The organism is Ditibartonella choladocola (genome assembly GCF_002007565.1).
GTDB lineage: Bacteria > Pseudomonadota > Alphaproteobacteria > Rhizobiales > Rhizobiaceae > Bartonella > Bartonella choladocola.
Map to the genome: position 1 here is coordinate 2,731,770 of NZ_CP015625.1, position 26,137 is coordinate 2,757,906.

Sequence of the window (26,137 nt, forward strand, 5' to 3'; positions counted from 1 at the left end):
TTCGCGAAAGGCTCGGACAATGTCGACTTTTCCGGTATTTGGCAAGGATTTCATCTGGGTCATGGCCGCCGTCTAGACCTTTTCAACTTCTGGCCGTCCAAGAATACCGGATGGCATAAAGACAAGAACAATTGCAAGAATGAGAAAGACTGCGACGTCTTTATATTCAGGCGGAAAATAGGTTTGCCATAATGCTTCGGTCAAACCTATAAGAAGGCCGCCAAGAACCGCACCGGGCAAAGACCCGATACCGCCAAGAACCGCAGCAGTGAAAGCTTTGATGCCCGGAATAAAACCGTCGGCAAAATGGATTTGGCCGTAATTCATGAGGTAAAGCGTTCCGGCAATCGCTGCAAGCGCTGCACCCATAATGAACGTTATAGAAATAACACGATCAACGTTGATACCCAAAAGTGCTGCCATTTTACCATCTTGTTCGACAGCCCGTTGAGCGCGGCCAAGCGGCGTTTTGCTAACAATATGGGAAAAAATGAAAAGGAGAACTGCGGTCACCACGACGACCAGAAGCTGCTTGTTCAAAACAAAAACATCGGTTCCGGGAATTACAAAACCGCCACTTATCATTTCCGGAATAGGCTTGTTCCGTGGCCCCTGTTCGACCTGAACGAAATTGCGCAAAACAAACGACATGCCAATGGCGGTAATCAATGGCGCAAGACGGAAAGAGCCGCGCAACGGCCGATAGGCTACACGTTCGATAACCCACGCCCACACAGAGGTGAAAACCATGGAGACAATCAACATAATCAGAAGTGCCAGGGCAATCGGTACAGCCGCAGGCAATGTCAACAACATCATAAAAACGATCATTGCAATGAACGCGCCGATCATGAACACATCACCATGGGCAAAATTAATCATGCCCAATATACCATAGACCATCGTGTAGCCAATGGCGATCAGCCCATAAATAGCCCCAAGAGCAACTCCGTTTATCAGTTGCTGAAAAAAATAATCCATCGAGTGTATGTTCCCTATGTTATTTTTCTAATTTCACAATACCAACTGTCAAGCCGAAAGCAAATGGCAGGATTACGAATTAACGCAATCCGCCACCGTTTCATAGCTTTTTTTAAATTTTCTAAAAGTCGCCGGAAGATGAAACGAAAGAAGCCGTTTCAATATGATCTGTTATTTTCCATGGCTTTGCGGATCGACAGATGTATCAACATGGGGAATGACCGACATACCGGGGATAAGCTTGTCAACATATTGCTGATCCGGATCTATTTCGATACGCACCGGAATACGTTGGGCAACTTTGGTGAAATTGCCTGTTGCATTATCCGGCTTCAGAACAGCAAATTCCGAACCCGCAGCCGGTGAAAAGCGGGAAACATGACCTTTCAATTTATAGCCATCCAATGCGTCGACCGAGAACACCACAGGTTGGCCGATTTTCATATTGGCACATTGCGTTTCTTTGTAGTTGGCGACAATCCAGACATCGTCGGGAACCACTGCCAGAAGCTGGGTTCCTGCCGTTACATATTGTCCGAGTTTTGCACCAACTTCGCCAACGCGCCCGTCACGCGGGGAGTAGATCTTCGTATGATCTAAGTCTATTTGTGCAAGTTCGACGGCAGCTTCCGCACTTTCGACATCGGCCTTCAAACCTTCGCGATCGACAAGAATTTTCTTCAAAGCTTGTACTTTGACTTCCAGTTCCGCACTTTTCTGGTCACGGTCGGCGCGGGCCGAATCCTCGCTGCTTTGCGAAGATACACCGCGTTGTGTCAACGGTTCGACACGTTTCCAATTGAGTTCCGATTTGGTGAAGGCAGCTTCGGCCGAACGTATATCGGCTTTTGCTGATTCTTCCTGCTGAAAAGAACTTGCCAATGCTGCCTTCTTTGAATCCAGTGTGGCAACGGCCTGATCTAATCTCTGTTTGAAAATGCGATCTTCTATTTCAAAAAGCAATTGGCCTTCTTTGACACGCTCGTAATCCTGGATTTTCACGCTTGATATATTGCCCGCCACTTGCGGGCTAATCATCGTCACAAAGCCTTTAACATAAGCATTATCTGTGGTTTCGATACTGCTGATAAAGGGCGGCAATTGCCATGCCCATAATATCAGCAATATCCCGCAAATACCGGCGATAATGGAAACAGCCGTTGCTTTTGAACGTAAAAACCTTATCATTCTCTTTCATCCGCATTTTAGCGCCTGTTTTTCAGGCTGTTTGTGTCGATAACTGGACTTGTTTGTCACGAAAATTTTTATATCCACGCAAAGCCATTCTGATGAGCAACATCACCAGAACAATAAGAGCGATACATGAATAAAGGCGGAACACATCATTATAAGCCAGAACATTGGCCTCGAGTGTCGACCTTTTTGCTAATGCCGCAAGCCCCTCGCTATGTCGCAATACCGGATCGCTGATCACATGGGCGTAGGCATCCGAGAGCTGATTGACACCATTTGCTACAATCGGATTGCTCATCACAATTTGTTGGGTGAGGATATTTGAATGATATTTTTCAAAGACAATTTGCAAACTGCCGAAAAACGCCGAACTCATCAATCCACCCGTATTTTGTGTAAACAGAAAGACGGCAATAAAACTCAGAATATAATTCGGTCCTCTGGCAATAGCCGTTGCCAGCCCCTTTGACATGGAAGGAGGCAAAAACAACGCATAGCCAACGCCAATCATTGCTTGACTTAATATCATCTGGTCCGGTCTTGTGAGGTTGGTTGCATGGCTATCCATGAAGGACCCGCCAGCAAGCAGAATAAGCGCAATGACGTGGAACAAATCCTCGCGGCCAGGCTTGAAAAATATAGCACATGAAAGGCCTCCGAGAACCGTGCCAACCACCACTCCGGCGTGCATAACTTCCATTTCGCGATTAAGTAGCCCGAACAGGTTGAAAAAATTGGAAGCCAGTGTCGCCTGTTCCGACAGCAAAATCCTGAACATGAGAAGAACAATTGCGATGTGAAGCATTTCTTTGCTGAATAGCCAACGCAGATCAATCAACGGATTTTTCCGGTTCAGTTCGATGACCGAGGCAAGCATAAGGCAGAAAACGGCAATAGCGAGCCACCACCCCATCCACGATACTTCGCGCCACCAATATAATTTTCCAACCGGCATAATGGCCGCGTTAATTCCAAGACCGACAGCGATGAGTCCGTAGCTGACATAGTCCAGCTTCTCGATCACTTTGGCTCTTTTGATCGGCGTTAGCGGCAAATAGAAAATGCAAGCGAAACCGATAAGCGCAAGCCCCATTTCCAAAGCGAACAATGCGTGAAAGCCGGCATGATCGATCAATGCAGGTGAAACCAGCCTTGATAAAGGAACCGCAAGGGCGATATTCATCAAGTTGAGACTTAAGCCCACAGTGCGCTTTTTGGCTGGCGCGAATGCTTCGATCATATAGAAAAAAGCAAGTGAAGACATAGGTGCGGCGGCGATACCGGCAAAAAAACGAATGATAATGGCCGATTGCAAGCTTGTGACAAACAAATGCAATATACATGTCAATAAAAAGCCGATAATCGACAATTCTGCAAACAGTCGTAACCCGTATTGATTGCGTATTTTGATGAGAAAAATGGAAAGACTGACATTCGGGGCCATATAAGCACCGACAAGCCATGTCGTTTCTTCAACCGTCGCATGGAAAAAACCTGTCAATTGGGTAATGTTGGATTGCACCATATTGGCGCCGAGACCATAGACCCACTGAAGAAGACTGGCTGCGAAAATATAGAGAAGACACTTGTGAACCGGTCCGGCAAATATCTTGCCGGGATTTGGAAACGGTGGTTCCCGTTCGTCGTCAGGAAGTGGTAGAACGCCGGTGCTCATGCGTGCCCCTCTTTTTCAACTGCATCGGCGATATGCTGGAGAACACCCATTGCCCCGACAATGCCCGTTTCCTTTATGCCGGACATGACATCACGACTGAGTTCAGAAGCATAAGCTTCAATTTCTTCGACAGTTTCCCTCCCCTCCGGCGTTAAAGTGACACGTTTGGCGCGGCGGTCATCTTCAGCAACATTGCGTACAACCAACCCCTGCTCTTCCAATGCGTCGATCAATCGCACCAAAGTCGCATGTTCGATTCCCAGTTCTTCAGCCAAATTTTTTTGAAAAAAATCGTCCTGATCCTTTAAAGCCGATAATGTTAGCGCACGCGCCAAAGTCAATCCATGTTCACGGATACGGGCATCCAACAGATTCCGCAATTTACGGCTCACCTTGAATAGCAAATCAATAAACAACACTGATTGGTTGGCGTTTTTCATTATTTATATTCCGCGACTTTATGTAGCATGCTAATGATTATGATGCGACATATATAAGTCTAATAATTTGTTCGCAATTCACTTCCTTATTCCTCACGAAGGGTTGAACCGGTTTAAAGATTTCCGGAAACGCTTGGCCGAATTCTGCAAAGGGCTGATGGTTCAGTCTTTGCAGAGTCGATAATTTTGAAAATACGACAGGTTAGAATTGAAGTTGTTCATTCAACCAATAATTGTGGCGTTTATGAGTCAATCTTTCAAAAAGCTTTCTATAAAGATTGATGAATAACGTTTTTGTGCGAGAATTTTATTGCCTGATAGAAACGGTTTTAGCCGAAAGCCTTGAATCGTCAAAACAAAAACAGGATGATAAAAAATTGAAACCGGTTTCGGGTGTTTAACGTTAAGAAATTCGATACAAATGAACGTTCCGGACTTCCGGAACGGCCGATATTTTTTAAAATTTCCAGTATATTGGCAATTGCCCGCACACGCTCACATTTACCGGTGCCAGCATTATTGGTGCTTTTTTTGGAAGTTGACAAGCTTCGAGAAAAAACTGCATCCGTAACGGCCGCAAGGCTTTGTTCATTTTGTTTCAAATTTTATGTTTCGGAAGGAACGCTATTGATCTTCAAAGATGGTGTCCGGCCATGAACAATAGCTATTTGGTGCTGCCAGGATTTTAATCGTTTTTTCTGATACCCTTTCATCCACTTGCCTGACAGATAGATCTCTTGCAAGCGCATCTTCGGGAAGTAGATTTCTATTAAATGCATCTCTTGCCAACATATGGCTTGTCAACACGTCTCTTGCAAACACGTCTATCGGTGACGCGATTATGACGGGCTGCATAATTGCCTGCAAAAGGCTAACAACGCTATTGTCATTGAAGCTCGAAAAAATATCCATAGATGTTCGTTTTGATAAACAAACAATCATAGAAATCGACAATATTAGTTAATTCGTCGCCGACTACCGCTATTTTTTTTTAATACAACTGAGCTTGAAACGAAAGGATTAAGCTAACAGATCGGATTTATCATTATATTGTTAAATTAAAGTCAGTATATATATTTTTTTAACCTCATAATAATTACAAGTTCAATCAAATTCACATATAAAATAACTTTCAACTCAAAAAATATTTCCCGAATTTATAATATCAAGAAGCCAAAAAAGGGCTAACAGACGTAACAAAAAAGGGCTAACAGACGTAGCCCCGCAAATGTAAAATTTGAAAATTCTGATAGACTAGCCGAACAGTTCGACCAATCAGGTGGTCGAAATAACATTTTCGACAGATGTCAATTGATGAAGAAAATCTTCTGCTCTATTGCGAGCTTCATCCGTCTCGGCTTCCTGGAAGACATCACGGGCTTCGTTGATACGCCGTTGCAAATCATTTATATCGAACTTTTCGAGCGATACCGCCGACTCGGCCAACAAAGAACATCCATTCCGGTTTATATCCGCAAAACCACCATAAACAACAAAAGACATTTGGCCGGTTGCCGATTTTACAGTAATAATTCCGGGGGTTACCGCAGTCATAACAGGAGAGTGATCCGGAAGAATGGTCATATAGCCTTCACTTCCCGGCAAGACAACTTCTGTTGCCTGCTCCGAAAGCAACAATTGCTCCGGAGAAACCAGTTCAAATAAAAACGTCTTAGCCATATCTTTCGTCACCTTACACTAACGACAAATGATAAAATCCGCATAAGTCCAGAAGACCTGAAGATTTCAAACTATTTGCAGTGCAAATTTAGATCTTCCCGTGCGGGCAAGACACTGCAAACGGTTCGGTCGCCAATATAAAAGGCGACAGAACCAATTTTATTACGATACCTGCTCGGCAAGACGCTGCGCTTTTTCGACAGCTTCGTCGATCGAACCAACCATATAGAAAGCCGATTCCGGAAGATAGTCATATTCACCGGCGCAAAGTCCTTTAAAGCCTTTGATTGTGTCTTCAAGGGCAACCAGTTTCCCCGGTGAACCGGTGAACACTTCGGCAACGTGGAATGGCTGGGACAGAAAACGTTCGATCTTGCGGGCACGAGCGACAACAAGCTTATCTTCTTCCGACAACTCGTCCATACCAAGAATTGCGATAATATCTTGCAGCGATTTATAACGTTGAAGAATAGTCTGCACCTGACGGGCAACATTATAGTGTTCTTCACCGACAACAAGCGGGTCAAGCATACGCGACGAAGAGTCAAGCGGATCGACAGCGGGGTAAATACCCTTTTCAGCAATCGAACGTGACAAAACAGTCGTCGCATCCAAGTGGGCAAACGATGTTGCAGGAGCCGGATCGGTCAAGTCATCGGCAGGGACGTAAATGGCCTGAACGGATGTGATCGAACCTTTGTTGGTTGTTGTAATACGCTCTTGCAAAGCACCCATATCGGTTGCCAAAGTCGGCTGATAGCCCACTGCCGAAGGAATACGGCCGAGAAGAGCGGAAACTTCCGAACCGGCTTGGGTAAAGCGGAAAATATTATCCACGAAGAACAGAACATCCTGACCGTCATCGCGGAAGCTTTCGGCAACCGTCAAGCCGGAAAGTGCAACACGGGCGCGGGCACCCGGTGATTCGTTCATCTGTCCATAAACCAGAGCACATTTTGAACCTTTTGCAGAACCGTTATGCTCTTTCGGATCGACATTCACATGGCTTTCGATCATTTCGTGATAAAGGTCGTTACCTTCACGGGTACGTTCACCAACACCGGCAAAAACCGAATAGCCACCATGTGCCTTGGCAATATTGTTGATGAGTTCCATAATCAGAACTGTTTTGCCAACACCGGCACCACCAAACAAACCGACTTTACCGCCTTTTGAATAAGGAGCAAGAAGATCAACCACCTTGATACCGGTAACCAGAATTTCCGATTCGGTCGATTGATCGACATAGGCCGGAGCCGGCTGGTGAATGGCGCGCTTTTTATCGGATTGGATCGGTCCGACTTCGTCAACCGGTTCGCCGATAACATTCATGATACGACCGAGCGTTGCTTCGCCGACTGGAACCGAGATCGGTGCGCCGGTATCGACAACTTCCTGACCGCGAACCAAACCGTCGGTGGTGTCCATTGCAATTGTACGAACTGTATTTTCGCCGAGGTGCTGGGCAACCTCGAGAACAAGCCGATGTCCCAGATTTTCGGTTTCAAGCGCATTCAAGATCTTCGGCAAATGCCCGTCAAACTGAACATCGACAACAGCACCGATGATTTGCGTTACGTGCCCGACAACACCTTTTGTCGTGTCAAGCTTATAGGCATCTTTATTACTGGCAGATGCCGGTGCTGTTTTAGCTGAAGCTGTCGAGGCTGCCGGTTTGGCAGCAGCTTTTGCTGTTACTTTCTTTTCCGCAGCCTTTGTGGCTGCCGTCTTTGGGGTCGCCGCTTTTGCCATCGATCCTTACCTTCCATATTAGAGCGCTTCTGCGCCCGCAATAATTTCTATCAGTTCTGTCGTGATCTGAGCCTGACGTTGACGGTTATAAGTGATCGACAATTTATTGATCATTTCACCGGCGTTACGCGTTGCATTATCCATCGCGCTCATCTTGGCACCCATTTCTCCGGCCCCGTTTTCAAGCAGTGCCCGAAAAATCTGCACTCCGATATTTCGCGGAATAAGCGTATCCAGAATTGTCGCTGCATCAGGTTCATAAATATAAACGGCAGGAACAACAGATTTTTCCTGAATGTCTTCTTCCTCTTCAATTGTAGGAGCAGGAACAAGTTGCTGGGCTGTCGGCTGTTGATTGATGACCGACACAAATTCCGAATAGAACAATGTGCAAACATCAAATTCGCCATTTTTGAACAATTCGATAACTTTTTCAGCAATATTTTTGGCGTGTGAATAGTTAAGATGTTTGGCTTCACGCAAGCTGATATGATCGATAATGTATTGACCGAAATCACGATGCAGAATATCGAAGCCTTTTTTGCCCACAGTCAAAATTTTGACAGTCTTGCCTTCTGCGAGCAGAACTTTGATATGCTCTATCGCATGACGGGCAATCTGTGAATTGAAACCACCGCAAAGCCCGCGCTCCGCCGTGCAGACAATAAGAAGGTGGACATTGTCCTTACCCGTTCCCACCATCAGTTTTGGTGCATCTTCTGCCCCGATACGAGAAGCAAGATCGGTGAGCACCGCAGCCATACGTTGCGCATACGGACGCGCTGCTTCCGCCGCCTCTTCGGCGCGACGCAGTTTCGCCGCAGCGACCATTTGCATCGCACGGGTGATTTTCTGCGTCGCCTTAACCGAGGCGATACGATCTCTAAGATCTTTTAACGAAGCCATTAAACCGTCCCATCATAAGATCAAGAAAAATTCTTGGAATAAGTTTCCAAAACAGTCGTAAGCTTATTCTTCAATTCATCTGTCAACTTTTGCTCGTTACGGATACCATCAAGAATATCCTTGTGATCGGTCCGCATCAATGTCAGAAATCCTTGCTCGAACTTGCTAACCTGATTGACAGCAATCTTGTCGAGATAGCCATTAACACCGGCAAAAATAACAACAACCTGTTCTTCTGTCTTCAACGGTGAAAATTGCGGCTGTTTCAACAGCTCGGTCAGTCGTGCACCACGATTGAGCAAACGCTGGGTCGAAGCATCAAGATCGGAGCCGAACTGGGCAAAAGCCGCCATTTCGCGATATTGTGCAAGTTCACCTTTGATCGAACCTGCAACCTGCTTCATTGCCTTGATCTGGGCAGCAGAACCAACACGCGAAACCGACAAACCGACATTCACAGCCGGACGGATACCTTGATAGAACAAATTCGTTTCAAGGAATATCTGGCCATCTGTAATCGAAATAACATTGGTCGGAATATAGGCCGAAACGTCATTGGCCTGTGTTTCGATAACAGGAAGAGCTGTTAGCGAACCCGCACCATGGGCATCATTCATCTTGGCTGCGCGTTCAAGCAAACGGGAGTGCAGATAGAAGACATCGCCCGGATAAGCTTCACGCCCCGGCGGACGGCGCAGCAACAATGACATTTGACGATAGGCCACAGCCTGTTTCGACAGATCATCATAGCCAATCAATGCATGCTTGCCATTATCACGGAAATATTCGCCAATTGCACAACCGGCAAATGGTGCAATAAACTGCATCGGAGCAGGTTCGGAAGCAGTGGCAGCAACAATGATCGAATATTCGAGTGCGCCACGTTCTTCCAGAGCCTTGACAAAGCGCGCAACGGTCGAACGTTTTTGACCGACTGCAACATAGACGCAATAAAGTTTGTCTTTTTCTTTATTTTCGTCATGTGCCGGCTTCTGATTAAGAAATGTATCAAGAAGAATTGCCGTTTTACCTGTCTGACGGTCGCCGATGACGAGTTCACGCTGGCCACGCCCAATCGGAATAAGTGCGTCAATTGCTTTAAGACCGGTCGACATCGGCTCATGAACCGATTTACGCGGGATAATTCCGGGAGCCTTCACATCAACGCGGCGGCGTTCTTTGGCATTGATCGGGCCTTTGCCATCAATCGGGTTACCCAAAGCATCGACGACACGGCCAAGAAGTTCCGGACCGACAGGAACATCAACGATGGTTTTTGTGCGCTTGACCGTATCACCTTCACAAATATCGCGGTCCGAGCCGAAAATAACAACACCGACATTATCAGTTTCGAGGTTGAGCGCCATACCGCGCACACCACCGGGAAATTCGACCATTTCACCGGCCTGAACGTTATCCAGACCATAAACACGGGCGATACCGTCACCCACAGACAGAACCTGACCAACTTCGGAAACTTCGGCTTCCTTACCGAAATTTTCGATTTGATTTTTCAGGATTTTAGATATTTCCGACGGTTTAATATCCATCAGCCGACCTCTTTCAGTGCAAGCTTAAGCGAAGACAATTTCGATAAAAGTGACGTATCAATCTGACGCGAACCGAGTCGGACGATAAGACCACCCAATATATCCGGATTTACAGTTGTATGCAGGGTTACATCTTTACCTGCTACACCTTTCAATGTTGCTTTCAGCTCTTTTTCCTGAGCTGAAGTCAATTGTTGTGCCGAAACAACTTCCGCTGATATTTCTCCGCGGAATTTGGCTGCCATAGCATGGTAGGCCGAAACAATGGCCGGCAATACAAAAAGCCGCCGGTTGGATGCTACAACACATAAAAAATTGGCGACATAACGACTGGCCTTATTTTTGTCCATTCCTGCTTCTTTGCACAAAGCAGCCACTGCTTTTTCCTGTTCGACAGATGAAAAAACCGGACTGAAAACCAGACGTTTTAAATCGTCATTTGATTCGATTGATGAAAGGCATGAAGATAGTTCTTTTTCTACAGCATCGACACAGTCGGATTCATGTGCCAGATCAAAAAGTGAAGCAGCATAACGTTCGGCTACTGCAGATGTAAGCGAAGACGACTTTGACACTCTATCCTGTCTTTCCCCTTAGCAGAGAGCTGACATAAAAACTGCCAACTCGGTGATGCCAGATAACTTTTCACGTTGTCGGTATGCAACCGCTATTTAAATATTAAAAAGTTGATAGCCATCTAGCATACACAATTGCGACTCGCAACACCGCAACAGGCTGCTTTTTAAAACTATGCCTTATTTTTTTAATATTTAAGCTACAAAACCGAAAGCATAAACAAAACTGGCTAATGCAAACACTATTTCGATCAATAGCGCAATGACATTAAAGCCAGAAAAGCTTTTGTCAATTATAAATGAAGCAAGCCTTCCTACAATGCAAAAAAATGCTGCTAAAAACAGTGCAATCGCAAGAAATGGCTGGGCAAATAACAGGTAACTTATCCCCAGACCAATTGGTAGGCCGCCCATATTTCCCCTTATTGCCGCAAGAAGTGATGCTGATTCTTGTTGCGGGTAGGTCCAGAACATACGCATTGCGACTTTCGGCCAGAAAAAATAGAACAAGCCGACAATCACATATCCCCACGCCACAAGCCAGGCAAGCCATTCTCCGCAAGTTTGGGGAAAGTATAGTTCAATCATGATTACCTGCCTCCAGATCCTGTAAAGCCCGAATTGTGCTTCATTTCCTATAATACCTGCGTTACGATTCTATATGCATGCTTTCGCAAAAAAGAAAACGGGGACAATGATTATTGGGCTGATGGTACAATGAAATTCTCTTCCCCCGACGGATCTTTCAGGCAATTTTCTTGCAACATTTTTTCAATATCCTGAGGAACGGACTTTATTTTTGCAGTATTTGTTTCCCTGAAAGTATCAAATGCCGAAGATGCAACAGTATCGCCCGTTTCAATGAGTGCCTTATCCATTAAAGCATCGTTGTTTTCCATGCGCCCTTCCACGACCTCGGAAGAAAGATCGAGTGCACGTGCAGTTTCCATCATATCGCGACGTTCACTCAATGTTTTTGCCATGCGCGTGGCTACGGGACCAGGTTCTGCCTTGCCATTGATACTCAGCCCCTTTTCCAGTTGATAAATTTCCTTGAGAATATGGTCGTATTGCTGGACAATATTCATATAGACCCATTGTCTTGCCTTACGGGAAGGCTTTTTACAGATCTTCAGCATATTGTTTGCCGGTTCTTCAATCATCGGCATAAACACTTTGTCCGATTCTTTGAGCATACTATAGGCAAAAACAAAAACCGTAACATCGGCACTTTTTTTGTTATTCTGGCTATCGTGGCCAATAACGTCGGAAACAGATTGAGAAAAAACTGTGCTTGTCGAAAGCAGCAAGGCTGATAATACCAATAAAAAACGCATTATCCCGATCCCCTGGATACGATTTGGAACGCCCAAGCTCGACATCTTTTCAAATTCACGCGTTTTCAAACTTACGCGGCTTTCCCTTTTGATGCCGAAGCACCAACATTAAATGAAACTTTGTGGATCAATGTCAACCTGCACACGTATTGTACCACGGATTTTCGGCCCCTTGGCAATCATTGCACGAATGAAAGATTGCATATCGGCACGGCGGCTTCCATGAACAAGCAGCCGGAAGCGATATCTTCCGCGTACCAATGCCAATGGTGCTTCGGCAGGCCCCAGAACCGATATTTCATCTGCCGATGGCGCAGCCTGACGCAAACCGCGTGCATGTGCTTCAGCGGCACTCCGGTTTTCCGATGAAACGATAAGTGCAGCCAGACGCCCGAAAGGCGGAAGGTTATGCCGTGCCCTTTCGTCAATCTCTCTTTTGTAGAAAGCTTCACTATCGCCCGAAATAATAGCCTGCATAACGGGGTGATCGGGCTGATAGGTTTGGATCAATCCCTGACTTTTCAATCCGGTACGGCCTGCGCGACCGGTGACTTGCGACAAAAGTTGAAATGTTCTTTCGGCTGCACGCGGATCGCCATTGGCAAGTCCGAGATCGGCATCAACCACGCCAACCAGTGAAATTCCGGGAAAATGGTGACCTTTGGCAACCAATTGCGTTCCGATGATAATATCGACTTCACCTTTTGCAATTGTTTCAAGCTCCAGCCGCAGTCTTTTGACACCCCCTATCAAATCGGTCGACAACACCAGAATGCGTGCCTCAGGAAAAAGCTTCAACGTTTCCTCGGCAATTCTTTCCACCCCCGGACCACAAGCAACCAGATGATCGAGTGTGCCGCATTCGGGACAAGCTTCCGGTATAGGTTCATGATAGCCGCAATGGTGGCACATAAGTTGTCCGCGAAAGCGATGTTCCACCAACCAGCTTGAACAATTCGGGCATTGGAAACGGTGACCGCAGACACGACATAATGTCAAAGGAGCATAACCACGTCGATTAAGAAAAATAAGGGATTGTTCTTTGCGCTCGATCACCTCGCGCATAGCCAATTCGAGCGGCGGTGACAAAAACCGGCCAGACGGAGGTGCATTTTTGCGCATATCGATAGCGCGCAAATCCGGCATTGCCGCCTGTTTGAAACGGGATGGAAGATGAACAGCGTGATAGCGTCCCTGAAGGGCATTGACCTTGCTTTCCACCGACGGTGTAGCGGAAGATAAAATAACCGGAAATTTTCCGAAAGAACCGCGCGCAACTGCCATATCACGCGCATTATAAAAGACACGATCTTCCTGTTTGTAAGCAGTGTCATGTTCTTCATCGACAATAATCAGTCCAAGATTTTCAAAAGGAAGAAACAGAGCAGAACGGGCACCGGCAATAACCCGCACCCGACCTTCGATTACCTGTCGCCAGACATGCTCGCGTTGTTTCGGTGTGAGATCGGAATGCCATTCTGCCGGTGGTGCACCGAAGCGGCTTTCAAACCTGTCAAGAAATTGCTGGGTTAACGCTATTTCCGGCAAAAGAATAAGAACCTGTTTGCCTTTTTTAAGCGTTTCTGCAACCGCTTCAAAATAGACTTCCGTTTTTCCCGAACCTGTCACACCATCCAGCAATAAGACTTTGAAACAATCCGCCTCGACGGCATTGATAAGTTCATCAGCGGCCAATTTCTGTGCTGTTTCCAATGACGGACGGGCATAATCGGGATCGGGACAAGCGACCACAGGGGGTGGCGGCATTTCTATTTCTTCAAACAGACCGGAATTTTTCAACCCTTCGACAACACTTGTCGACGTGCCGGCAGCATGGGCAAGCCCCGATTTGGTCCAGGCCATGCCATTTTGTGCAAGTTCCAGAACGCGTTTGCGTGCAGCCGTCATTTTTTCGACTTTGCCACCACAATAACGCAAGCCCGGAATTGCCGGTTCGGGATCAAATGCCGCCGGAACCCGTAAAACCATACGAGCCACCATCCCCGGAGGGGACAAAGTATAATCCGAAACAAAATGGATAAAGCGCATCATATCCGCAGAAAGTGGCGGACAATCGAACAATCGGGAAATCGGCCGCAATTTTTTTGCCGCCACTTTGTTACTGCTGTTTGCTTCATCGGTCACGAGACCGGCCACTTCCCTTGGCCCCAAAGGTACACGAACAATCGATCCGGCAGTTACATTCATATCGTCGGGCACAGAATAGCTATAAGCTGTTTCTGCCGGCATCGGTACCAACACTGAAACGGTTTTTGGTGTCTTTGATTCGTTTTTTATCATCGCTCGTAACATGTTGGACTTGCTTTTACATAAAACAATGGACCATAACAGCAAAATCATAGCAATTGCCAAATGCCGGATCGTACCGGAAAACTTGGGAGTCTAAACATGAAATTTTTTGTTGATACTGCTATTATCGAAGAGATTTCGGAACTCAATAATCTCGGACTTGTTGACGGTGTCACAACCAACCCTTCCCTTATTTTGAAATCCGGTCGGGATATTATCGAAGTAACAAAAGAGATTTGTGCACTCGTAGACGGGCCTGTATCAGCGGAAGTGACCGCCACCGATTTTGACGGAATGATGAAACAGGCGCAAATATTGGCAAAAGTTGCCGACAATATTTGCATCAAACTTCCGATGACATTTGACGGATTGAGAGCCTGTAAGACTCTGGCCGGAAAAGGACTGAAAACCAATATGACTTTATGTTTTTCAGCCACTCAGGCATTGCTTGCAGCCAAAGCCGGTGCAACCTATGTTTCACCTTTTATCGGAAGGCTTGACGATATCGGATTGAACGGCATGGATCTGATTGGTGAAATCCGTACAATTTTTGATAATTATGATTTTAAAACCCAAATTCTTGCCGCCTCTATCCGCACGGTCAATCATGTCAAGGAAGCCGCCCTTATCGGTGCCGATGTCGCGACAATTCCACCTTCAATTTTGAAATTGCTGATAAAACATCCACTAACCGATAAAGGTCTTGAAATTTTCATGAATGATTGGAAAAAAACCGGCCAGACCATTGCCTGAACCACTATTCCAACAAAAGACAAATAACAATTGAAAGCCCGATTTGCGGCCAAACAAAAGCATTGGAAAAAGCGATTTTCCAATGCTTTTATTTTATCCGGTTTATATTATCCGCTAACATGAAAAATGCGATCCATCCGATTTTGAAACCCGTTTTATGAACGATTGTTTGAGTCCTTGACCAAACATATGATTGAATAATCGGGCTTTTTCCTGTTCATATCATATATTGTCATCCGGATATTTCTTTAAAAAAACAACAACCCGAATGAACCGGAAGATGATTATATCCGCCATGACATATAAGACCGCATGGCACATAAGACCGTTTAATCAAACCGGTATACTCGCACATGTTGCACATGGCTCTATAAGTGTGGGTATAAATGAGTGCATCCGGTTAAACGAATAATTCCACAAAATATTAACCAAGGAAAACGCGTCGGTTTTTCGTCAATCTCTTCAACACTTACGATAGAAGCGGATAACGCCAATCCAAAAAGTTAAAAAATTATCGAATTCAACAGAACAACAAGAGCGCTCGAATTCCGGATGGCGATTTACAATAGAACAGTGTTTCGCGATGATATGAAACAAAACAAACGGAATAGAATTAAAAAATTCCGGCAGATTTTTCACCTGCCGGAACAACGAATCACTTCAACTTCGATACGTCCTGAGCCAGAGACAGGAAGATCTGTTCGGCAAGCTCTTCTGCTGCACGCTTCTTGGCATCCTCTTCGGCTTGCAAGTTTGCATATTCCTGACGAGGACGGTCAAACGAGGCACTGACAGTCCGTGTGCGTTTGGCAAGCGGTTTATTCTTCATATCTTTAAGAACATAGCTTGAACGGCCATCAATAGCACCGGCAGATGCACGGCCCGTACGATCGGTCGAATCGCCAATATCCATCTGGACAGCCGTACGAACAGAATAACTTGTTCCAAGCGACAGTTGGTAAGTCGGCGCGGATGGCTCACCTGCTCCACCATTTAACAAGAAAATCAAGCGGTTACGAACCAACTGGTTAAACCGGTCGGTTGGTGCGTCAATAATAACGCCGGACAATTTCGAGCGGATAGACGGCGAAACATTAAGTTGCGCCGTACCATTCGCGTCGCCGTGATAGAGCGGCTGGACAGTACAAGCCGATATAGCAAGCGTTGTCCCCAATAGTACAGCAGTTGTTAAAGGTCTGATGCTATGTAGAATACGGTCAGGCAACAACATTGACGATCCTTTGTGGAACTACAATTATTTTCTTCGGCTTCTTGCCTGCCAGATTTGATTGCACAAAATCGAGCGCAAGAACAGCCTTTTCGATAGTAGATTGATCCGCATTGCGGGCAATTGTCAAATCGCCACGCTTTTTCCCGTTAATCTGGATCGGGATAGTTATCTCGTTATCCACAATTAAAGCAGGGTCGTAGTGTGGCCAGGACATTTTGGCAACCAGATCGGTCTCTCCCAAAGCAGCATGACATTCTTCCGCCAGATGCGGAGTCATTGGCGAAATCATGATGATGAAGAAATCCAGAGCCTGTCTGAGTGCCGACCTCTTTTCGTCATCGGCTTGTTCCAGATTCTGTAACTCCGGAGCGAGTTTATTGACGAGTTCATAAAGGCGCGCCACAGCGCGGTTGAAAGCAAGCTTTTCAATGTCATCGGCCACTTTCGCAAGTGTGCGATGCGCCGCTTTGGAAATATCAAGTGCTGCACCCTTTGTTCCGGCTTGCGGTTTGACATGCGCCAATATTTCGGCACTTGACGAAATCAACCGCCAGACGCGTTGTACAAAACGGTGGGCACCTTCTGCTCCTGCTTCGGTCCAGATAACATCGCGTTCGGGCGGTGAATCGGACAGCATGAAAAGCCGTGCCGTATCAGCACCATAGGAAGAAATAATATCATCGGGATCGACGACATTTTTCTTCGACTTCGACATTTTTTCGATTGAACCGATTTCTACCGGACTGCCATCGGAGAGAAGTGTAGCACGACGCACACCATCCTTTTCTACAATCCGGATATCGGCAGGTGCAACCCAACCTTCCTTGTTATGATAGGTCTCGTGAACCACCATGCCTTGCGTAAATAGCCCTTTGAACGGCTCGTCAACATTGACGTGGCCGGTCATTTTCATTGCCCGCATGAAAAAGCGCGAATACAACAAATGCAAAATCGCGTGTTCGATGCCACCGATATATTGGTCGACCGGCAACCATTTCCTGATCGCCTCCCTGTTTGTCGGTTCATTTTCCCGTGGTGCGGTAAAGCGGGCATAATACCACGAGGAATCAACGAAAGTATCCATCGTATCGGTTTCCCGCCGTGCGGGCTTGCCACAATGCGGGCATTTGACAAATTTCCACGTCGGGTGGCGATCAAGCGGATTACCGGGTTTGTCGAATGTGACATCATCGGGCAATTTTACCGGTAAATCGGCACGCGGAACCGGTACATCCCCGCAATCATCACAATGGATAATCGGGATCGGGCATCCCCAATAACGTTGCCGCGAAATACCCCAGTCACGCAGGCGGAATTGAACTTTCCGCTCGGCTTGCGGACGACCATTCAACATCTGGCCTGACAAGTGTTTGAGGACTTCTTCAAATGCGGCTTTCGGCTTTAATCCGTCAAGAAAACCGGAATTAATCATAACGCCGTCTTCAGTATGGGCTTCTTCCGTTACAACAAAACTGTCGGGATCCGCACCTTCTGGCAAAACAACCGGACGTACCGGCAATTCATATTTATTGGCAAAATCAAGATCGCGTTGATCGTGGGCAGGACAGCCGAAAACCGCACCCGTTCCATATTCCATCAAAACGAAATTGGCGACATAAACGGGTATTTCCCATTTATCATCGAATGGATGAACCACTTTCAAACCGGTGTCGAAGCCTTTTTTCTCGGCTGTTTCAATCTCGGCTGTCGAAGTTCCCTTGCGGTGACATTCGTCGATAAAATCTTTCAGTTTCGCATTTTTTTCGGCAAGTTTGCGGGCAAGCGGATGATCGGCAGCAATAGCGATAAACGAAGCACCGAATATTGTATCGGGGCGGGTTGAAAAACACTCGATTTCACGGAAACCGTCTATCGGCGTTTCCTTGGCGATTTCCCAACGCAACAGCGCACCTTCGGATTTGCCAATCCAGTTGCGCTGCATAACACGCACTTTTTCCGGCCATTCATCAAGACCGTTCAAACCATCCAGAAGTTCCTGACTGAATTTGGTGATTTTGAAAAACCACTGTGTAAGCTCCCGCTGTTCGACCAAAGCACCCGAACGCCAGCCGCGCCCGTCAATGACTTGCTCGTTTGCAAGCACCGTATGATCGACCGGATCCCAATTGACCTTGGATGTTTTACGATCAACAAGTCCTTTTTCATACATATCGAGAAAAAGCATCTGCTGGCGATGATAATATTCGACATCGCAGGTTGCGAATTCGCGCGACCAGTCGAGAGAAAGCCCCATGGATTTCAGTTGCTTTTTCATGGAAGCGATGTTCTGGTAAGTCCAGTCTTTCGGGTGGACTTTGTGTTGCATAGCGGCATTTTCTGCCGGCATGCCGAAAGCATCCCACCCCATCGGGTGCAAAACATTAAATCCGCGGGCGCGTTTATAACGGGCAACCACATCCCCCATCGCATAATTGCGCACATGCCCCATGTGGATGCGTCCTGAAGGGTAGGGAAACATTTCCAACACATAGTATTTCTCACGCGGGTCATTATTATCGGTTTTGAAAACTTCTTTTTCGCCCCAGATTGACTGCCATTTCTGTTCAGTCGCGCGTGGATTGTAGCGTTCGGTTGCCATTACAATTATACTCTTGCAAAATGTGGTCAAAAAACTCAATACGTGCTTCACCACGGATTAAGGAAAGCGTCAACCATTTCTATGCGCTTTTATTCATTAAAATTGATGAAGAAGGGAAAATGACTATGGATGCGGTTATTGCACAATGGCAAAAAGTCAAAGAGAATATCGTCAAAGCGTGCCATGATGCAAAACGTGCGGCTGATGACGTTCAGCTTATCGCTGTGTCAAAAACTTTCGGAGTTGAAGATATTCACCCGCTTCTTGAAGCTGGACAACGTGTTTTCGGCGAAAACCGTGTTCAGGAAGCAGAAAGCAAATGGCCGCAATTGCGCGACGAATTTCCTGATCTCAAACTCCATCTCATCGGGCCTTTGCAATCAAATAAAACAAAAGAAGCGGTTCAGCTTTTTGACGTGATCGAAACGGTTGACAGAGAAAAAATTGCAAAATTTCTTCAAGAAGAAATGTTAAAACAAAACCGGAAGCTCGCCTGCTATGTGCAGGTCAATATCGGGGAAGAGCCACAAAAAGCCGGTATCGCTCCGAACGAGGCAGTCGAGTTTGTCAAACATTGCAAGAACGACCATCATCTCGATATTGTCGGCTTGATGTGTATTCCGCCGGTTGGTGAAAATCCCGGCCCCTATTTTGCCCTTCTTGCAAAATTGGCAAAAGAGGCGGGAGTGGAAAAACTGTCAATGGGAATGTCGGCGGATTATGAAACAGCCATTGCCTTCGGTGCCACGAGTGTGCGCGTCGGTTCGGCAATATTCGGTCATCGTCCGCCGATTTCTCACCAATAATCAGCTATCCATGCCGATTCCACCGGCCGCACCAAAGACCTGGCCTGAACAATAGCTCGCTTCCTCTGATGCCAGCAAAACATAAAGTGGCGAAATTTCAACCGGCTGGCCTGCACGCTTCAAAGGTGTTTCGGAGCCGAATTGCGGCAAGGCGTTCATGAGCTGGCCACCGGCAGGTTGCAATGGTGTCCAGAAGGGACCGGGGGCAACAGCATTGACGCGAATGCCTTTCGGAGCCAGTTGTTTTGCCAGCGATTTGGCAAAAGCAACATTGGCAGCCTTGGTTTGTGCATAGTCAAACAAGATTGCAGACGGGTCAAATGCCTGAATCGAAGATGTAATAATGATGGAACCACCTGCCGGAATGTGTGGCAATGCAGCTTTTGTTACACGGAAAGGTGCGTAAATGTTGGTTTTCATCGTCTTGTCAAAAGATTCGTCTGTGAGATCGGCAAGAGCTTCCACCGCCTGTTGACGGCCGGCGTTATTCACCAGAATATCAAGGCCGCCCAGTTTTTGGACTGCTTCCTCGACCAATTTTTCGCAAAAATGCCGATCGGTCAGATCTCCGGGAATTGCAAATCCTTTGCGCCCTGCCTGTTCGATAAGTTCGATAACCTCTTGCGCGTCTGATTCTTCTTCTTTCAGATAATTGATTGCAACATCGGCACCTTCACGCGCAAAAGCTATTGCTACCGCCCGCCCGATGCCGCTGTCACCGCCGGTAATCAAGGCTTTTCTACCTAAAAGTTTACCCGACCCTTTGTAAGTTTTTTCGCCATGATCGGCGAGCGGTGTCAACTTTGATGCAAGTCCGGGAGCTTGTTGTTTTTCCGTCGAATAGGGCGGGCGTGGATAGGCATCCAGCGGATTTTTCAATTGAGCCTTTGAAGCAGATCCGGTTGCTGTCTGATGACCTGATTTTTGTGATGAACCATCGGTTCCACTTTTTAATGCCTCTTCGCGCGAGAGTATCAGCTTTTCATCCAACATAGCATTTTCCTTTCAAATACCGAACACAACATGAAGTGCCACGACTTCATTGTTTTTAACTACTGCCCGGTCTTTCAAAATCGATGCCTTGGCGAATATTTTCAGTAAAAAAGAAACAAAAATTGACAATTTCTAATTATTTTACTTCGATTTTTTCTAATCATTCACGATAAGTTTTTTAAAAACATCATTTTAAGACTTCCAAGAAGCCGGCGATACCATTTAATGTAAATATCAAATACCCATCACAAATGGATATTTCATAAAGAAAGTGTTGCGTGAGGAGAATTGCAGCACGAAAGGAGGAGAAGATGTCGGATAAAGTCTATCCTGTATCTAGTAATATCAAGAAAAATGCCCTGATTGATCGTGAAACATATCTTCAATGGTATGATGAAAGCATAAAGGATCCGGATGCATTCTGGTCGAAACATGGCCGGCGCATTGACTGGTTCAAACCTTTTACAAAGGTAAAAAATACAAGTTTTCGCGGACGCGTATCAATCAAATGGTATGAAGACGGCGTCACAAATGTAACCTATAACTGCATCGACAGGCATTTGAAAAGTCGTGGCGATCAGGTTGCCATGATCTGGGAAGGTGACAACCCCTATATTGATAAAAAAGTCACCTATAAAGAGCTTTACGACAATGTTTGCCGCTTCGCCAATATTTTAAAAAAACGCGGCGTAAAAAAAGGTGATCGGGTTACAATCTATCTCCCCATGATCCTTGAAGCTGCTTATGCAATGCTCGCCTGTGCACGTATCGGCGCTGTCCATTCAGTTGTTTTTGCAGGCTTTTCGCCGGAAGCGCTTGCCGGACGTATTGTCGACTGCGAATCGACCTTTATCATTACGGCCGACCAAGGCGTACGTGGTGGCAAGCCCATTCCTTTGAAAGAAAATGTCGACCACGCGATAGACATTGCCGCACGCCAATATGTTCTGGTCAATCAGGTGATGGTTGTACGCAGAACAGGCGGCAAGATCGGCTGGGCGCCCGGTCGCGATTTCTGGTATCACGAAGAAATGGCCAATGCGAAACCCGAATGCCCGCCAGCGCGCATGAAAGCCGAAGACCCGCTTTTTATCCTTTATACATCCGGTTCGACAGGTAAACCGAAAGGTGTCCTTCATACAACCGGCGGTTATCTTGTTTATGCAGCAATGACGCATGAATATGTGTTCGATTATCATGCAGGCGAAGTTTATTGGTGTACTGCCGATGTCGGTTGGGTGACCGGACATTCCTATCTGGTTTACGGGCCGTTATGTAATGGCGCGACAACCCTTATGTTTGAAGGCGTACCCAATTTTCCCGATCAGGCACGTTTCTGGGAAGTTGTCGACAAACACAAGGTCAACATCCTCTATACAGCTCCGACAGCCATACGTGCATTGATGGGAGCCGGTGACGAATATGTCGAACGGTCAAAACGGACGTCGTTGCGCATTCTTGGTTCGGTTGGCGAACCGATCAATCCTGAAGCGTGGAACTGGTTTTATAATAAAGTCGGTGACGAGCGTTGCCCGATTGTCGACACATGGTGGCAAACCGAAACCGGTGGTCACATGATTACGCCTTTACCCGGTGCAACCGATCTCAAACCGGGATCGGCAACACTTCCGTTTTTCGGTGTCAAACCCCAACTGGTTGATAATGAAGGTGAAGTACTGGAAGGCGAAAATGACGGTAATTTGTGCATTATCGATTCGTGGCCCGGCCAAATGCGAACCATTTATGGCGATCATAACCGGTTTGTCGAAACCTATTTTTCTACCTATAAGGGGAAATATTTTACCGGTGACGGTTGCAGGCGGGATCATGACGGATATTACTGGATAACCGGTCGTGTCGATGATGTTCTCAATGTCTCTGGCCATCGCCTTGGAACAGCCGAAGTCGAATCGGCACTTGTTTCCGATCACAGCGTTTCCGAAGCTGCGGTTGTCGGTTATCCGCACCCGATCAAAGGACAAGGAATTTATTGCTATGTAACATTGATGGAGGGTGTTGCACCCACTGACGAATTGCGCCAGCACCTTGTCAAACATGTCAGAAACGAAATCGGACCGATCGCCACACCCGATAAAATCCAGTTTGCACCGAGTCTCCCGAAAACGCGTTCAGGCAAAATCATGCGAAGAATTTTACGCAAGATCGCCGAAGACGAATTTGAAAATTTAGGCGACATTTCAACACTTGCCGAACCACAAGTTGTTGAAGATCTGATAGCCAACCGTTTGAACAAGAAGCCGGTTTAAAACAATATCACCGGATAATTCCGGTGATATTGACCACAATCGCTCACGGGCGTACCAATTGGCTGAATAGCAACACTTTTTTCGCCCGTGGCGGTTAAACGCACTTGAGTATCGCGCGCATTGTATCGCCTGTGGCGCTTGCACTTGCATATCCCCTTCATTGTATCGCTTGCGCACATAATATCATTTACACAAATTGTGTTCTCTTGCGCGCATTGTATTCTCTTTCGCGCATTGTATTCTCTGGCATATTGTATTCTCTGGCACATTGGCAGCAGATCTGTATTGCAACATAACCTTCTATTAACGGACAAAACCGGTCATAAATGCGCAAAATTCATAGCAGAATGCAGAGCCTGCGAAATAGTCACGCTTTTAATTTCAAAAAGATATGAAGTGCATGGGCGGCTGAAAATTCGCTTATTGATTTTCATGAAACCATCATCCGGAAATGATCCCCGTGAACGTGTCGATCCGGTTCAATTTTTAAAAAAATCGAAAGTTATAAAATGCACAAAAAGCCGGTAACGCCAACACGATTTCATGCGCGCAATTCAATCTTCGACATTGCCGGTTATATCCGAAATCGAAGACCATGTTTTAAATTGAAGATTATATCTGGAATTTACGCTTATGTCTGAAATTGACGGTGTTGTCTGAAATTGAACAAGGCCATTACTATTTAAAACAGCCTATGTCCGGTTTTGAATAATTGTTTTGTTGTTCAACACATCAAACACACATAGCGACCGAAGTCGTGCTTCAAAAAAAACGTTTTACCAAAAAATCGGCGTCACTTTTTTCCATTTTCCGTCATAAGGCGGGCTGCATCGTCGGCAATGCGTTGTTCCTCATCCGTGGGAATTATGAACGCGGCAATAGGGCTATCAAGCGTTGTTAGCCGTGATTGATTGGCATTATTGGCTTGATAGTCAATCTCGATGCCCATCCATCGCAATTGTTCCAAAACCGCTTCGCGAATTTCAGGTTGGTGTTCACCAATACCGGCGGTGAAAATAATTGTATCCAACCCTTCCAAAGTTACCGCTAAACGTGCGATTTCCTGCGCAATACGCAAGGTAAAAACATCAAGAGCCTGTTTTGCCTGTTCCAATTTCGACGCCACCAGATCACGACAATCGGCACTGATACCGGACATACCGAGTAGGCCGCTCGAATGGTAAAGCATATATTCCATGTCACTGACACTATGACGCTTGTTACGCAAGAGATGGATGAGAACCCCCGCATCCAACGCCCCACAACGCGTTGCCATAGGCACACCGTCAAGCGTTGTAAAACTCATGGTCGTTTCGGCACTTTGTTGATTTTTCAATGCGCAAAGACTGGCACCGCTTCCAAGATGTGCCACAACGACATTTTTTATTCTGACATCTTTTGGCAATTTTGGCAGTTGTTCCGAAATATAGTGGTAGGAAAGCCCATGGAAACCATATTTCTTGATGCCGCGGTTATGCAGAATGCGGGGAATGGCAAAACGTCTCACCCTGTCACTCTGCCCCTGATGAAAGGCTGTATCGAAAGAGGCCGTTTGCATAAGTGAGGGATAAAGTTTTTTAACAAGATAAATCAGCCGGAGATTTGCCGGTTGATGAAGCGGTGCAAGCGGAATAAGTGATTCCATATAATCAAGCGTCTTATCATTAACGATACAGGCATCCCTGAAAATATCGGCCCCATGAACAATCCTGTGACCGACCGCTTTAATATCTCCGATGTCCATTCTTTCGGTCAGCCAACCGAAAACACGGCCGAGCATTTCTTTATCATCGGCTTTTTCAGGAAGCGGTGAAGCCGCTATTTGTTCGCCGGTTTTTTCAATACGAAAAGAAAAGCAATTGCGCCTGAGATCAATAGAACCTTTACCCAACCGTTCCGCGTGGCCATTATTATTTTCATAAAGCCCCACCTTCAAGGATGAAGAGCCGGAATTGAACGTTATGATCCGGTTATTCATGATGCGCCTTCTCCAACTTGAACCGCCGCTCGACCATGATTTTTGCAAGTGCTGCAGACGCAAGCCGCACGGCCACTTTATCCGATCGGCTGGTAAGAATAATGGGAACACGCGCACCGAGAACCAGTCCGGCCGCACCGGCATCGGCAAAATACATCAATTGTTTGGCAAGCATATTTCCTGCTTCAAGATCCGGCACCAAAAGAATATCGGCTTTACCGGCCACCGGTGAAACAATGCCTTTTATTTCGGCGGCCTTCAAATTGATTGCATTGTCGAATGCCAACGGCCCGTCAACAATGGCGCCGGTGATTTGTCCGCGCATCGACATAACAGTCAAAGCTGCCGCGTCAAGTGTAGCGGGCATTTTTGAATTGACCGTTTCTACCGCAGCAAGCACAGCTACCAGAGGTTTTTCAAGCCCCAGAATGCGCATGAGATCAACTGCATTCTGGATAATATCGCGTTTGTCATCAAGATCGGGACGAATATTGATTGCCGCATCGGTAATAAGAAGCGGTTTGGGATAAGCAGGAATATCCATTGCATAAACATGACTGATACGACGCTCTGTCCGTAACCCGGATTGTGCGCTTACCACAGCGCCCAAAAGTTCATCGGTGTGAAGCGACCCTTTCATCAGCGCCTGAACTTTTCCACCTGCTGCCATTTCAACCGCTTTCTGGGCTGCCGCGTGGCTGTGCTCGGTCGGTACTATTTCCAAGCCTTCAATTTCAACACCGGCTTCTTTTGCGGCATTACGAATTTTAGCTTCCGGCCCGACAAGAACCGGTTCCAGAAATTTTTCCTGCCAGGCCTCGATGGCTGCAAGCATTGCTTCTTTTGAACAGGGATGAACGATAGCCGTTTTAATAGGAGGAAGGTTACGTGCCTGTTCGAGATAAGAATCATAACGTCCGTGTTTTTTTGTTACCATTTTCAAATCCTTCCACTACAGAACGCCACTTTTGAAACAGTCACAATTGTCTGCGGTGCAATGACCAAAGAACAAGATCGGACTTTGATCTGCCGTTTCTTTTTATAACTTCAAACTCAACATGCGTAAGCTCTATTGTCAAACATATTAGCAGAGTTTCACTATTTATATTT

20 protein-coding genes and 1 pseudogene are annotated in these 26,137 nt (G+C 46.3%); 3 read left to right on the forward strand and 18 right to left on the reverse strand.

What is annotated here, in order from left to right; genetic code table 11:
• Positions 1–72 precede the first annotated feature (72 nt).
• The 13 genes from BBC0122_RS11920 to BBC0122_RS11980 form a co-directional block, all read right to left on the reverse strand.
• Positions 73–981: a branched-chain amino acid ABC transporter permease gene (locus BBC0122_RS11920; protein ID WP_077994059.1), complete on the reverse strand. Its 909-nt coding sequence runs from the start codon at positions 979–981 to the stop codon at positions 73–75.
• Between the two features lie 171 nt (positions 982–1,152).
• Positions 1,153–2,169, reverse strand: coding sequence for an HlyD family secretion protein (locus BBC0122_RS11925; protein WP_077994060.1), 1,017 nt, complete (start codon positions 2,167–2,169; stop codon positions 1,153–1,155).
• 31 nt (positions 2,170–2,200) lie between these two features.
• Entirely contained in the window at positions 2,201–3,850 is a 1,650-nt protein-coding gene (locus BBC0122_RS11930) for an MFS transporter (RefSeq protein WP_077994062.1), read from the reverse strand.
• The gene (locus tag BBC0122_RS11935; RefSeq protein WP_077994064.1) at positions 3,847–4,290 is read right to left on the reverse strand and encodes a MarR family winged helix-turn-helix transcriptional regulator; all 444 of its coding nucleotides are present in this window, start codon (positions 4,288–4,290) and stop codon (positions 3,847–3,849) included. Before BBC0122_RS11935 ends, BBC0122_RS11930 begins: the two co-directional genes overlap by 4 nt.
• A gap of 624 nt (positions 4,291–4,914) precedes the next feature.
• Positions 4,915–5,202, reverse strand: coding sequence for a hypothetical protein (locus BBC0122_RS12915; RefSeq protein ID WP_149866703.1), 288 nt, complete (start codon positions 5,200–5,202; stop codon positions 4,915–4,917).
• A 363-nt stretch (positions 5,203–5,565) separates the two neighbouring features.
• The gene (locus BBC0122_RS11945) at positions 5,566–5,970 is read right to left on the reverse strand and encodes a F0F1 ATP synthase subunit epsilon (RefSeq protein ID WP_077994072.1); all 405 of its coding nucleotides are present in this window, start codon (positions 5,968–5,970) and stop codon (positions 5,566–5,568) included.
• Positions 5,971–6,132: 162 nt separating this feature from the next.
• Positions 6,133–7,722, reverse strand: coding sequence for a F0F1 ATP synthase subunit beta (atpD, locus tag BBC0122_RS11950; protein ID WP_077994074.1), 1,590 nt, complete (start codon positions 7,720–7,722; stop codon positions 6,133–6,135).
• Between the two features lie 18 nt (positions 7,723–7,740).
• Entirely contained in the window at positions 7,741–8,628 is an 888-nt protein-coding gene (locus BBC0122_RS11955; RefSeq protein WP_077994076.1) for a F0F1 ATP synthase subunit gamma, read from the reverse strand.
• A gap of 20 nt (positions 8,629–8,648) precedes the next feature.
• Positions 8,649–10,178 carry a F0F1 ATP synthase subunit alpha gene (gene atpA / locus BBC0122_RS11960; protein WP_077994078.1) on the reverse strand — a complete coding sequence of 510 codons (1,530 nt, stop codon included), beginning with the start codon at positions 10,176–10,178 and terminating at the stop codon, positions 8,649–8,651.
• A complete protein-coding gene (locus BBC0122_RS11965) occupies positions 10,178–10,753 on the reverse strand; it encodes a F0F1 ATP synthase subunit delta (protein ID WP_077994079.1) in 576 nt (191 codons plus the stop codon). Before BBC0122_RS11965 ends, atpA begins: the two co-directional genes overlap by 1 nt.
• A gap of 195 nt (positions 10,754–10,948) precedes the next feature.
• Entirely contained in the window at positions 10,949–11,341 is a 393-nt protein-coding gene (locus BBC0122_RS11970) for an AGROH133_08824 family phage infection protein (RefSeq protein WP_077994081.1), read from the reverse strand.
• A gap of 110 nt (positions 11,342–11,451) precedes the next feature.
• Positions 11,452–12,090: a hypothetical protein gene (locus BBC0122_RS11975; protein WP_149866704.1), complete on the reverse strand. Its 639-nt coding sequence runs from the start codon at positions 12,088–12,090 to the stop codon at positions 11,452–11,454.
• 108 nt (positions 12,091–12,198) lie between these two features.
• The gene (locus BBC0122_RS11980; protein ID WP_077994703.1) at positions 12,199–14,391 is read right to left on the reverse strand and encodes a primosomal protein N'; all 2,193 of its coding nucleotides are present in this window, start codon (positions 14,389–14,391) and stop codon (positions 12,199–12,201) included.
• 108 nt (positions 14,392–14,499) lie between these two features.
• Between BBC0122_RS11980 and fsa the strand changes: the two genes are divergently transcribed.
• Positions 14,500–15,153 carry a fructose-6-phosphate aldolase gene (fsa, locus tag BBC0122_RS11985; protein WP_077994084.1) on the forward strand — a complete coding sequence of 218 codons (654 nt, stop codon included), beginning with the start codon at positions 14,500–14,502 and terminating at the stop codon, positions 15,151–15,153.
• 655 nt (positions 15,154–15,808) lie between these two features.
• Here fsa and lptE read toward each other — a convergent pair.
• The gene (gene lptE / locus BBC0122_RS11990) at positions 15,809–16,384 is read right to left on the reverse strand and encodes an LPS assembly lipoprotein LptE (RefSeq protein ID WP_077994086.1); all 576 of its coding nucleotides are present in this window, start codon (positions 16,382–16,384) and stop codon (positions 15,809–15,811) included.
• Positions 16,371–18,983, reverse strand: a complete 2,613-nt coding sequence (gene leuS, locus BBC0122_RS11995; protein WP_077994088.1) for a leucine--tRNA ligase — start codon at positions 18,981–18,983, stop codon at positions 16,371–16,373. Before leuS ends, lptE begins: the two co-directional genes overlap by 14 nt.
• A 125-nt stretch (positions 18,984–19,108) precedes the next feature.
• Here leuS and BBC0122_RS12000 point away from each other — a divergent pair, with 125 nt between their 5' ends.
• The gene (locus BBC0122_RS12000) at positions 19,109–19,789 is read left to right on the forward strand and encodes a YggS family pyridoxal phosphate-dependent enzyme (RefSeq protein ID WP_077994707.1); all 681 of its coding nucleotides are present in this window, start codon (positions 19,109–19,111) and stop codon (positions 19,787–19,789) included.
• Here BBC0122_RS12000 and BBC0122_RS12005 read toward each other — a convergent pair whose 3' ends face one another.
• Entirely contained in the window at positions 19,790–20,782 is a 993-nt protein-coding gene (locus BBC0122_RS12005; protein WP_077994094.1) for an SDR family oxidoreductase, read from the reverse strand.
• A gap of 311 nt (positions 20,783–21,093) precedes the next feature.
• On the opposite strand from BBC0122_RS12005, the gene acs reads away from it, so the two are divergent.
• Entirely contained in the window at positions 21,094–23,049 is a 1,956-nt protein-coding gene (gene acs / locus BBC0122_RS12010; RefSeq protein WP_077994096.1) for an acetate--CoA ligase, read from the forward strand.
• 793 nt (positions 23,050–23,842) lie between these two features.
• On the opposite strand, the gene BBC0122_RS12020 is transcribed toward acs, so the two are convergent.
• Positions 23,843–25,027, reverse strand: a complete 1,185-nt coding sequence (locus tag BBC0122_RS12020; RefSeq protein ID WP_077994099.1) for an acetate/propionate family kinase — start codon at positions 25,025–25,027, stop codon at positions 23,843–23,845.
• A pseudogene (locus BBC0122_RS12025) lies at positions 25,020–25,952 on the reverse strand (bifunctional enoyl-CoA hydratase/phosphate acetyltransferase); the annotation flags it as partial. The pseudogene BBC0122_RS12025 and the gene BBC0122_RS12020, both read right to left, overlap by 8 nt.
• Positions 25,953–26,137: the final 185 nt, after the last annotated feature.

Excerpts from the sequence above, each read along its gene's own strand:
- BBC0122_RS11920 (WP_077994059.1), bottom strand. The coding sequence starts at position 981 with ATGGATTATTTTTTTCAGCAACTGATAAACGGAGTTGCTCTTGGGGCT.
- BBC0122_RS11925 (WP_077994060.1), bottom strand. The coding sequence starts at position 2,169 with ATGATAAGGTTTTTACGTTCAAAAGCAACGGCTGTTTCCATTATCGCC.
- BBC0122_RS11930 (WP_077994062.1), bottom strand. The coding sequence starts at position 3,850 with ATGAGCACCGGCGTTCTACCACTTCCTGACGACGAACGGGAACCACCG.
- BBC0122_RS11935 (WP_077994064.1), bottom strand. The coding sequence starts at position 4,290 with ATGAAAAACGCCAACCAATCAGTGTTGTTTATTGATTTGCTATTCAAG.
- BBC0122_RS12915 (WP_149866703.1), bottom strand. The coding sequence starts at position 5,202 with ATGGATATTTTTTCGAGCTTCAATGACAATAGCGTTGTTAGCCTTTTG.
- BBC0122_RS11945 (WP_077994072.1), bottom strand. The coding sequence starts at position 5,970 with ATGGCTAAGACGTTTTTATTTGAACTGGTTTCTCCGGAGCAATTGTTG.
- atpD (WP_077994074.1), bottom strand. The coding sequence starts at position 7,722 with ATGGCAAAAGCGGCGACCCCAAAGACGGCAGCCACAAAGGCTGCGGAA.
- BBC0122_RS11955 (WP_077994076.1), bottom strand. The coding sequence starts at position 8,628 with ATGGCTTCGTTAAAAGATCTTAGAGATCGTATCGCCTCGGTTAAGGCG.
- atpA (WP_077994078.1), bottom strand. The coding sequence starts at position 10,178 with ATGGATATTAAACCGTCGGAAATATCTAAAATCCTGAAAAATCAAATC.
- BBC0122_RS11970 (WP_077994081.1), bottom strand. The coding sequence starts at position 11,341 with ATGATTGAACTATACTTTCCCCAAACTTGCGGAGAATGGCTTGCCTGG.
- BBC0122_RS11975 (WP_149866704.1), bottom strand. The coding sequence starts at position 12,090 with ATGCGTTTTTTATTGGTATTATCAGCCTTGCTGCTTTCGACAAGCACA.
- BBC0122_RS11980 (WP_077994703.1), bottom strand. The coding sequence starts at position 14,391 with ATGATAAAAAACGAATCAAAGACACCAAAAACCGTTTCAGTGTTGGTA.
- fsa (WP_077994084.1), top strand. The coding sequence starts at position 14,500 with ATGAAATTTTTTGTTGATACTGCTATTATCGAAGAGATTTCGGAACTC.
- lptE (WP_077994086.1), bottom strand. The coding sequence starts at position 16,384 with ATGTTGTTGCCTGACCGTATTCTACATAGCATCAGACCTTTAACAACT.
- leuS (WP_077994088.1), bottom strand. The coding sequence starts at position 18,983 with ATGGCAACCGAACGCTACAATCCACGCGCGACTGAACAGAAATGGCAG.
- BBC0122_RS12000 (WP_077994707.1), top strand. The coding sequence starts at position 19,109 with ATGGATGCGGTTATTGCACAATGGCAAAAAGTCAAAGAGAATATCGTC.
- BBC0122_RS12005 (WP_077994094.1), bottom strand. The coding sequence starts at position 20,782 with ATGTTGGATGAAAAGCTGATACTCTCGCGCGAAGAGGCATTAAAAAGT.
- acs (WP_077994096.1), top strand. The coding sequence starts at position 21,094 with ATGTCGGATAAAGTCTATCCTGTATCTAGTAATATCAAGAAAAATGCC.
- BBC0122_RS12020 (WP_077994099.1), bottom strand. The coding sequence starts at position 25,027 with ATGAATAACCGGATCATAACGTTCAATTCCGGCTCTTCATCCTTGAAG.